Source organism: Nocardiopsis listeri (assembly GCF_020741345.1).
In the GTDB taxonomy this organism is placed as follows: domain Bacteria; phylum Actinomycetota; class Actinomycetes; order Streptosporangiales; family Streptosporangiaceae; genus Nocardiopsis; species Nocardiopsis listeri_A.
Genome location: NZ_DYZD01000011.1, coordinates 1 through 9,866 on the forward strand (window position 1 = coordinate 1; position 9,866 = coordinate 9,866).

The following is a 9,866-nucleotide window of genomic DNA, read 5'->3' on the forward strand; positions in this document are numbered from 1 at the left end:
GTCTGGGCCGCCTGGACCGGTTCGGGCCAGTCGCCCTTGGTGGGCGTCTCCCACCGGGGAACGTCGAACTCCGGTTCCTCCTGGGGTTCCTCACCCCAGGGCCGTTGCTCCGGGACAGGGGTGTCCCGCACCGACTCCAAAGCCGGTGCGGGTACGCGCCCAGGTTGCTCCGACTCCCATGTGGGGCCCGGTACCGCGGTGGGGACCGCGGGGACGGACGACTTCCCCAAACCGTCCGTCCGTGTCGTGTCCTTTCCACCCGCACCGAACCTGCCTTGGAGCAGAGCGCCCAGTAGGAGGAGGACACTCAGTGCGCCGAGTCCCAGGGCGATGTACACCAGGGCGGTCTCGGCGAACACCAGTGCGGCCGCGATGACGGCGATGGCCGCCAGCACCGCCACGGTAGCGAGGATGCTAAGGATCACGGGTCGACCAGGGCCTTTACACGTGTTGAGCCGGAGTCTTCAGTTGTTCGGAGTCACATGCCGCTGAAGGGTCAGCGACGCTCGTGCGGGGCCTCGCCAGGGTGGAATCCGCCGTGAGGGGCCGGCTCGGGGTGACCGAACGGGTTGCCGCCGGGGCCACCGGGACCGCCGTGCTGCTGCATGGCGGGGGCGCCACCGGTTTGGGGGGCCATCGTCTGGAAGCCACCCGTGGTGTTCGGGTTGAGCTCCACCGACTTGGCCTTCTCCTCTTCGTTCTTCAGCTCGTTGAGCTGACGCTCGAAGTAGTCCTTCAGACGGCTACGGTACTCCCGCTCGAAGTCCTTGAGCACGTTGACCTTGTGCTCCAGCTCCTCGCGCTGCTGGACCAGGCTGCCCATGACCTGACGGTGGCGCTCCTGGGCGTCACGGTCGAGGTTCTCGGAGCGGGCGCGGGCCTCACCGATGATCTGGTCGGCCTGGCGACGCGCCTTGCCGAGGATGTCCTCGGACTCGTTGCGCGCGCGACCGAGCGTCTCGTCGGCTTCGCGGCGGGCGTCGCTGATCGCCTGGTCGGCGGTCTGCTGGGCCAGGGCCAGGACACGGGCGGCCGTGTCCATGTTCTCCTCGCCGCCCATGGCCAGGTTGGCACCGGTCATGGCCATCTGGGCCTGCTGCGGCGCGGGCGGCTGGGGCTGCTGCTCGATGGGCGCCTGGGCCTGGACCGGCTCCGGACGCATCTGCTCCATCTGCTGCTGAGCCTCGGGCTGCTCCTGGGGCTGCTGGAAGTCCTGCATGCCGGCGTTGGGGACCTTGCCCCGCAGGCACTCGGCGAGCTTGCCGCGCAGTTCCTCGTTCTCCTGGATCAGTCGGTCCAGCTCTGACTCGACCTCGTCGAGAAAGGCGTCGACCTCTTCTTCATCGTATCCCGGACGTAGCCGGGTGGTACTGAACTGCTTGTTCCGCACATCGGCGGGTGTCAGCGGCATGTTCGTCTCCTTGGCGCGCTTGGAGTCTGTCCGTAGGGACGCTACCTGATCGTGACCTTACGGCAATCCAGATCATGACCAAGACCACAAATCGGAATCCGGGGTTACTTTTCCACCCCTGCCGTCCTCATCACAGGCTCGCCGCCATCCCCGCCAGGAAACTCTGGAGGATGATGATGGCGAAGAACAGGATCAACACACTCAGGTCGAGTGCGATGCTCCCCAGCCTCACCGGCTTGATGAACCTACGGAGGAACTTCAGTGGTGGGTCGGTGATCGTGTACACGATCTCAGCGAGCACGAGAACGAACCCGCTGGGTCGCCAGTCCCTGGAAAAGGACTGCACCATCTCCAGTACCACCCTCGCTATCAGCACGAAGACAAACAGCTGAAGGAGGAGGGACAGCACTGATAGGACGATACTCACGGTCGTTCCCCGACCCAATCTCTGGACAAATGTGACGGTCTAGCTCTGATTGAAGAACCCACGCTCGGCGATCCGCGCCTTGTCTTCGGCGGTCACCTCGACGTTGGCCGGGGACAGCAGGAACACCTTGTTGGTCACGCGTTCGATACTGCCATGGAGACCGAAGATCAGACCAGCCGCGAAGTCGACCAGACGCTTGGCGTCGCTGTCGACCATCTCGGTCAGGTTCATGATCACCGGCGTACCTTCCCGGAAGTGCTCTCCGATCGTACGCGCCTCGTTGTACGTGCGCGGGTGGAGCGTGGTGATTCGTGCGAGGTCGGCGGTCGAGGCCGTCGTGGTGGTGCCACCGCGTCGTTCACCCGTTCCCAGGTAGTCGCCGGTGTCCATCACGGCATCGCCTCGTGTTTCCTCGCCTGCGGGAGAGTCGGCGTCGCGGTCACGCTGCTCCTCCACAACCTCGTCGAATTCATCGAACTCATCATATTCGTCCGCATAACGGTGATCGTAACGGTCGTCCTCCACGAGACCGAGGTAGACCGCCATCTTGCGCATCGCGCCGGCCATCTCACATCCTCCGTCGTTCCCGCGGCCTCGACCGCAGCCGACTCCTCCGTCTTCACCCGTCCTGGCCCCATCGTCGCGGGGCGGGCACCCTTTCGGGCGAACACCACAGACAGGCCCCAAGGTCTATGTGGGGACATTACCCCACGTTCGTGCCTCGGGCGCCGAGCAACGCCGCACCAAGCCGCAGGTGTGTCGCGCCTCTTCCGATGGCGGCTTCCAAGTCCCCGCTCATCCCCGCGGAGACCATCGTCGCCCGAGGGTAACGGTCCCTGATCCCCATCGCCACCTCGTAAAGACGGGCGAAGGCGGCGTCCGGATCCCCGCCCAGGGGTGCGACGGCCATCACACCTCCGAGTTCGAGCGCCTCGTGTTCGGCGATGGCGTCGGCCAGGGCCGGAGCGTCGGCCGGGTCGACACCGCCGCGCGGTCCCAGCACACCCGCTCGGGCGTCGTCGTCGAGGTCCACCTGGACCAGGCAGGTCAGGCGCCGATCGGCCGCCGCCGCCCGCTCACCGAGGGCCCGGGCCAGCTTGGCCCGGTCCACCGAGTGGACGACGTCGGCGTAGGAGGCCACAGATTTGGCCTTGTTGCTCTGCAACTGTCCGACGAAGTGCCAGGTGAGATCGAGGTCGGCGGTTTCGGCGGCCTTGGGCGCGGCCTCCTGGTCCCGGTTCTCACCGACGTCGGTGACGCCCAGGGACGCGAGCGCGCGCACGTCGCTCGCGGGGTGGGTCTTGGTCACCGCCACCAGGGACACCTCGGAGGGCTCACGATCCGCCTTCGCGCAGGCCGACTCGATCCTGGCCCGCACTTCCCGGAGGTTGGCGCGGATCTGCTCTGTGCGCGCGGGGTCGCTGTGTGACACGTCTGTTCCTTCTGTTCCCTGCTGTGGTGATGGTGTTCTGTGTGGCGTCCGGTGTACCGCCTCGGCCATGGAAGATCGGCCGATTCCGGCAACGGGGGTTTGGTTGCCGCGAAGGCCGTACGGGTCAGTCCCGCCAGATGAAGGAGGCGAACCGACCGGTGGGGGCGTCGCGGCGGTGGGAGAACAGTTCGGTGCTCTCCAGGGTGCAACGGCCGTCGGAGGTGATGTTGTCCACTCCCGCGCCGCGCAGCTGGGCGGTGACGGCCGCGAGCATGTCCACCCCGGTGGTGCCCTGACGAGTGGTCGAGGCCGCCTCAGGCGTACGTTCGGCGGTCCGGGCCTGAAGCTCCGGCGGCACCTCGTAACAACTCCCACAGATCGTGGGCCCGAGGAAGACGGTGATGTGGTCGGTTCGGGCGCCCTCGGCGACCATGGCCTCGATCAGGTTCACGGCGATCGCCTGGGCCGTACCGAGTCGACCGGAGTGCGCGGCGGCCAGGACACCCGCCTCGGCGTCGGCGGCCAGGACGGGCAGGCAGTCGGCGGCCATGGAGGCCAGGACCAGATCGGAACGGGTGGTGACCACCCCGTCGCAGGTGCCCACCCCACCGGGTTCGGTGGCCACGAGCACGTCGGCGCTGTGCACCTGGTTCATCCACACCGTCCGGTCGATGTCGAAGCCCAGGTCCTCGGCGGCGCTCCTTCTATTGGCGAGAACCGCCTCACGGCTGTCGCCCGTGCCGAGTCCGAGGTTGAGCGAGTCGAACGGTGGAACGCTGACCCCGCCCTTGCGTTCGGTGACGGCGGCGCGCACGCCGCTCCCCAGGTCGATGACGTTGCCCATCGGTGTGTCCGTGGTCCTTCCCTCGGTCCCACCGGAGGACGGCGGATTCCGGCCCCGGGGGCGGCGACGGCCCCGACGCGAAGGTCGGGGCCGCTGACACGTCGATGGTATCCGGTGGGTTACTTGAGGAACTCCGGCACGTCCAGGTCGTCGGGGTCGTCGAAGATGACCCGACGACGAGGCGTGGGAACGTCGCCGCGCCGCTCGGAGGTGTCCGAGACCGCGTGGATGGGACCGGACTGGGCCTCCGGCTCCGGCTCGGGCGCCGAGGGCTCCTCCGCCGGGACCGGCTGCGCCGTCGGTGCCGCCGTGGGCTCCGGGGCGATGGGCGCGGCCGGGGCCTCCTCGTAGGAGACCCGGTGGCTGTTGCCCTGGTAGGACTCCATGCCCTGGTAGGAGTCGGCGCTCTGTTGGGGCTCCGGCTCGGGACGCGACGACACCGGCGGCGTCTGCGCGTACCGGGGCTCGGGGTGCGCGGGCTCCGGGCTCACCCAGGATCGGGCGGGCTCGGTGGACCGGGGTGCCTCGGGTTCCGGCGAGGCCGGTCGGGACGGGGCCGCCCACGGCATGTTGGTGGCCGACGCCCCGCTCGCGCCCTCGGCGGACGGAGCGGCCGTGGCGGACTCCTCCTTGCCGGACGTGATGCCTGCCGTGGGGGCGACGGCCTCAGGAGGGTCCACCGGCTGACGCTCCCGGGTCGCCGGCACGATGACCTCGGGTTCATCGAAGCCCGCAGCTATGACGGTGACCCTCACCTCATCACCCAGGGCGTCGTCGATGACCGCGCCGAAGATGATGTTGGCCTCCGGGGCCGCCGAGTTGGCGACCAGTTGCGCGGCCTCGTTGATCTCGAAGAGTCCGAGGTCGGAGCCGCCCTGAATGGACAGCAGGACCCCGTGCGCCCCGTCGATACTGGCTTCCAGCAACGGTGAGGAGATCGCCAGTTCGGCCGCTGCCACGGCCCTGTCGTCCCCTCTCGCCGATCCGATACCCATCAACGCCGATCCCGCCCCGGACATCACCGACTTGACGTCGGCGAAGTCGAGGTTGATCAGTCCCGGCGTGGTGATCAGGTCCGTGATGCCCTGGACACCGGAGAGCAGGACCTGGTCGGCGGCCTTGAACGCGTCGAGGACGCTGACCTGACGGTCGGAGATGGACAGGAGGCGGTCGTTCGGGATGACGATGAGGGTGTCGACCTCCTCACGGAGCATCGCTATCCCGGACTCGGCCTGGGTCGCGCGCCGCTTACCCTCGAAACCGAAGGGGCGGGTGACCACACCGATGGTCAGGGCTCCCAGGGAGCGGGCGATGTTGGCGACGACCGGGGCTCCTCCTGTGCCCGTGCCACCGCCTTCGCCTGCCGTGACGAAGACCATGTCGGCCCCCTTGAGGACCTCCTCGATCTCCTCACGGTGATCCTCCGCGGCCTTTCGGCCGACGTCGGGGTTGGCTCCCGCTCCCAAGCCGCGGGTGAGCTCACGGCCGACGTCGAGCTTGACGTCCGCGTCGCTCATCAGCAGCGCTTGGGCGTCGGTATTGATCGCGATGAACTCAACGCCCTTGAGCCCCTCTTCGATCATTCGGTTGACGGCGTTGACACCGCCGCCGCCGATGCCGACGACTTTGATGACCGCGAGGTAGTTCTGCGGTGCTGCCACGACGAGGGGCCTTTCCGCTCGCATGAGCCGTTCCGTCTTCGCGTCCACGAGATGGTTCCGCGGGTGCGCCGGCGGTCCGGCATCCGGTTCTACTGAGTGCGTTTCGGGTTCACCCACCTCCCGGCTCGCACGGACCGTCGGCGGGGACCCCGGGTCACCGGTACCGTCCCCCGGGCCTGTGGCCTCGACCGAACGGTTCCTGCGTATCCCGAAAAGCGTGTTTTACTACGTTGTTGATGGTGGTTGTGCTTCCCGACAGTAAGCGGACCGTCGGGTGCGGGCAACCGATGACGGCTTCAGCCTAACCGCGTATAACACGAGGAAGCGAAGTGCACACTCGGCGCGTCGCGTCTGGAATGTCCTCCCGGAGTGCCGTTTCGCGGCGGTGCGGACCCGCTTGTCCCGGGAACAGCGCCTTGCCCCGACTCCGCCCGAACCAGAACATCCCTTGATACTCCCTTCACCTGACCATGGCCAGGTCGGGCGTACCGACGTCGTAGACACGCCCCTCGGCGGTGGGATGCTCGCGCATCAGCACCCGTAGGATCCCGCTCTTGTCCGCGGTGTGTTCGGCGTCGCCCCACTCCACGAGGGAGCCGTCCCCCAACTCGATCTTGATCGCGTCGGGGTCCTTGGCGTCGATGAGCTGGATCTGGGCGACGAAGGAGTCGGGGGCCTCGCGCACGATGTCCGCGGCGGCCCGGACCGCCTCGTTGTCCTCGACCTCCCCGGTGACCGACACCAGTGGATGCGTGCCGGGCCGGCTCGTCGAGTCCTCGATGCGCACACCGTCGCCGTCGACCAACCGGTACTCCTCCCCCACCGCGATCGCGAGCAGGGGTCGACGTTCGACGACCTCCACCTTCAGGGTGGCGGGCCATCCCCGTTTGACGGTGGCGGACTCGACCAGGTCGAGTCCCTCGACGCGGTCGCGGCCGGCGTCCAGGTCCACCCTTATCAGCGGGGTGCCGGTGTTCACCGACACCGCCGCCTCGACCTCGGCGGCGGAGATCCGGTCCGTGCCGGTGACCGCGACGTCGCGGACCACCAGCAACCGGGAACCGAGGAGCAACCACACCACGGCGCAGACCAGGGAGACCACCAAGAGGACCGTGAAGGTCGCCTTCCAGGGATCCGAACCCCCCCGACGTGCCGTCGCAGCGTCGTTCCCGGCCTGGTCGGCGCCCACGTGTGTACCCCTTTAGTCGTGTCCGTTGCCCTCGGCCCGCTCCGACAGGGCCGCGACGATGCGCGGACCCAGCTCGGTGACGTCCCCGGCCCCCATCGTCAGGACGATGTCCCCGGGACGGGCGAGTTCGACCACCGTACGCACCGCCTCCTCTCGACCGGGCACATAACGCACCCTTTCGTGGGAGACCTTGGAGGTGATGAGTTCACCGGTCACTCCGGGTTCGGGGTCCTCGCGGGCAGCGAAGACCTCCATCACCACGACCTCGTCGGCCAGGCTCAGGGCGGCCGCGAACTCCTCGGCGAAGATCCGGGTCCGGCTGTACAGGTGCGGCTGGAAGAGGGCCACCACCCGGCCGAGGGGGACCTCGTCCTCGGAATCCCTGGAGAAGGACTCCAACGCGGCGCGGGTGGCGCGCAGGTCGGCGTCGATCTCGGTGGGGTGGTGGGCGTAACTGTCGTAGACGCCCACGCCGTCGCCCTGACCCTTGAGCTCGAAACGGCGGGCGGCTCCGGCGAAGTCGGCGATGCCCTCGACCGCCACGTCCAGGTCGTGCCCGAGACGGTCGGCCACGGCCACCGCGGCGGCCGCGTTGAGGACGTTGTGCAGGCCCGGGACGGCGACGGTGCCGTCGATCGGGTCGCCATCGACGGTCTGGAGGGTGAATTCGGTGGTGAAACCGCGGGCACGGATCCGGGTGATCCGGTAGTCGGCGTCGGCCGCCTCCCCGTAGGTCAGCACCTGCTTGCCGCGCTCACGGGCCAGTTCGGCGACCTTGCGGGCCCCCGGGTCGTCGACGCCCACGATGAGGGTCCGCTCGACACGGTCGACGAAGTTCGCGAAGTTGTCGTGGATCTCGTCGAGGCCGCTGTAGTTGTCCAGGTGGTCGGCCTCGACGTTGGTGACCACGGCGATCTTGGGCGAGAGCATCAGGAAGGAACCGTCGCTCTCGTCGGCCTCCACCGCGATGGCGTCGCCGACCCCGGCGTCGGCGCCCAGACCCGTGGTGACCAGCTTGCCGCCGATCACGTAGCCGGGTTCGGCGCCCAAGTGCTGCAGGACCACGGTGATCATGGAGGTCGTGGTGGTCTTGCCGTGGGTGCCCGAGACGGCGATGCCCTCGCGGTTCAGCAGCAGGGCGCCCAGGGCCGCGGCCCGGGGCAGGATCCGGATGCCGCGGCGGCGCGCCTCGACCAGTTCGGGGTTGTCCTCGCGGATCGCGGAGGAGACCACGAGGGTCTCGGCGGGGCCCAGGTTCTCGCCGGCGTGTCCCACGTGGACACGCGCCCCCATCTGCTCGAGTTCGCGCAGGGTGTCGCTGTCACGGGCGTCACTGCCCGAGACCTCGACCCCGGACTGCAGCAGCACACGGGCGATGCCGGACATGCCGGCTCCTCCGAGACCGATGAAGTGGGTGCGTCCCAGCTTGTCGACGGGGACCGGTTCGGTCTGCCGGACCAGGCTCATCGTGCGTCCTTACCGTCGTCGTAGTAGACCTCGTCGCCGTCGTCTTCGGACAGCGGCATCTCCGGGGTGGGTTTGTCGCCGCGGGCGATCGCCATGACCTCGCGGGCCAGCTCCGTGTCGGCGTCGCGGCGGCCCATGCGGGCGGCCGCCTCCGACATCGTCACGACCCGGTCGGTGTCGGTGAGCAGCGGGATGAGCTGCTGGACGATCCAGTCGGGCGACAGGTCGGCGTTGCCGATCATGATGCCGCCGCCCGCCTTGACGATGGGTTCGGCGTTCAGGGACTGTTCGCCGTTACCGATGGCCAGGGGGACGAAGGCACCCGGCAGACCGACGGCGGTGAGTTCGGCGCAGGTCATCGCTCCGGAGCGGCACATGGCCACGTCGGCGGCGGCGTAGGCCATGTCCATGCGGTCGACGTAGGGAACGGCGACGTAGGGGATGCCGTCCTGGGTGAGGTCCTGGGGTTCGTCGGCGTTCTTCGGGCCGACGACGTGCAGGACCTGGACACCGGCGTCTCGGAAGGCGTTGCGGGCGGCGAAGGCGGCCTCGTTGACGCGCTGGGCGCCCTGGGAGCCACCGAAGATCAGCAGGGTGGGCAGGTCGGGGCGCAGACCGAAGTAGGTGCGCGCCTTGTCACCCATGGCCAGACGGTCCAGGGAGGTGACCTGCCGGCGCAGCGGGATGCCGATGAAGCGTCCGTTGCGTATCTGGGCGTGGGGGTGTCCGGTGAAGACGTGCGGGGTGAGCCGCGCGCCGAGTCGATTGGCCAGGCCCGGCAGCGGGTTGGCCTCGTGCACGATGATGGGCATCTTGCGACGACGGGCCGCGAGGTAGCCGGGGGTGGCGACGTAACCGCCGAACCCGACCAGGACGTCGGCCTGGATCCGGTCGAGCTGTTCGCCCGCGGCGCTGAGTGCGCCGGCGAGCTTGCCCGGGACGGTGAGCAGCTGTGGGGTGAGCCTGCGCGGTAGGGGGACCGCGGGGATCAGGCCCAGTTCGTAACCGCGCATGGGGACGAGTCGGGTCTCCAGACCACGCTCGGTTCCCAGGCAGAGGATCTCGGTGTTCGGGTCGATGCGCCGCAGCGCGTCCGCAAGTGAGAGTGCGGGCTCGATATGCCCGGCCGTGCCGCCTCCGGCGAGGGCTACCCTCATCGTCGTCGATTCCTCCTTGGCCGGTCACCCGCCGGGACCGGGCCGCTCTGGTTCTTGGCCGTTGTCTTGGTGTCGCGCTTGCGCGCCGGGCGAGGGGTGCTCGGCGCGGAGGTGCGCTTGGAAGTCGTGCCCCCGGCCCGATTCTGGACGGAAGCGACGAAGTTCTCCAGGCCAAGCCAGCTTAGAGCCCTTTGGAGCCAACCGGGACCGCGGGCCGCCAACGCCTTCTGCGCCTGGGGCTCGTTACGGGCGAGGGCGAGCAGTACACCGAGGGCGAT

At 68.7% G+C, this 9,866-nt stretch carries 9 protein-coding genes and 2 pseudogenes; all 11 read right to left on the bottom strand.

What is annotated here, in order from left to right; genetic code table 11:
• Nucleotides 1-401, bottom strand: a pseudogene (locus K8V84_RS00520) (hypothetical protein); the annotation flags it as partial.
• A gap of 95 nt (nt 402-496) precedes the next feature.
• On the bottom strand, nt 497-1,411 hold the full coding sequence (locus tag K8V84_RS00525) for a DivIVA domain-containing protein (RefSeq protein ID WP_304069160.1): 915 nt from the start codon (nt 1,409-1,411) through the stop codon (nt 497-499).
• Between the two features lie 130 nt (nt 1,412-1,541).
• Nucleotides 1,542-1,838, bottom strand: coding sequence for a YggT family protein (locus K8V84_RS00530; protein ID WP_304069161.1), 297 nt, complete (start codon nt 1,836-1,838; stop codon nt 1,542-1,544).
• Between the two features lie 39 nt (nt 1,839-1,877).
• Entirely contained in the window at nt 1,878-2,405 is a 528-nt protein-coding gene (locus tag K8V84_RS00535) for a cell division protein SepF (protein ID WP_304069162.1), read from the bottom strand.
• 136 nt (nt 2,406-2,541) lie between these two features.
• Nucleotides 2,542-3,270 (bottom strand): YggS family pyridoxal phosphate-dependent enzyme, encoded by a 729-nt coding sequence (locus K8V84_RS00540; RefSeq protein ID WP_304069163.1) that lies wholly within the window; start codon nt 3,268-3,270, stop codon nt 2,542-2,544.
• A 124-nt stretch (nt 3,271-3,394) separates the two neighbouring features.
• The gene (gene pgeF / locus K8V84_RS00545) at nt 3,395-4,114 is read right to left on the bottom strand and encodes a peptidoglycan editing factor PgeF (protein ID WP_304069164.1); all 720 of its coding nucleotides are present in this window, start codon (nt 4,112-4,114) and stop codon (nt 3,395-3,397) included.
• A 119-nt stretch (nt 4,115-4,233) separates the two neighbouring features.
• On the bottom strand, nt 4,234-5,775 hold the full coding sequence (gene ftsZ / locus K8V84_RS00550) for a cell division protein FtsZ (RefSeq protein ID WP_304069165.1): 1,542 nt from the start codon (nt 5,773-5,775) through the stop codon (nt 4,234-4,236).
• Nucleotides 5,776-6,235: 460 nt separating this feature from the next.
• Nucleotides 6,236-6,964: a cell division protein FtsQ/DivIB gene (locus tag K8V84_RS00555; RefSeq protein ID WP_304069166.1), complete on the bottom strand. Its 729-nt coding sequence runs from the start codon at nt 6,962-6,964 to the stop codon at nt 6,236-6,238.
• 12 nt (nt 6,965-6,976) lie between these two features.
• Nucleotides 6,977-8,431, bottom strand: a complete 1,455-nt coding sequence (murC, locus tag K8V84_RS00560) for a UDP-N-acetylmuramate--L-alanine ligase (protein WP_304069167.1) — start codon at nt 8,429-8,431, stop codon at nt 6,977-6,979.
• Nucleotides 8,428-9,588 carry an undecaprenyldiphospho-muramoylpentapeptide beta-N-acetylglucosaminyltransferase gene (murG, locus tag K8V84_RS00565; RefSeq protein WP_304069168.1) on the bottom strand — a complete coding sequence of 387 codons (1,161 nt, stop codon included), beginning with the start codon at nt 9,586-9,588 and terminating at the stop codon, nt 8,428-8,430. The genes murC and murG overlap by 4 nt, the downstream gene beginning before the upstream one ends.
• Nucleotides 9,585-9,866 (bottom strand): annotated as a pseudogene (locus tag K8V84_RS00570) (putative lipid II flippase FtsW); the annotation flags it as partial. The gene murG and the pseudogene K8V84_RS00570, both read right to left, overlap by 4 nt.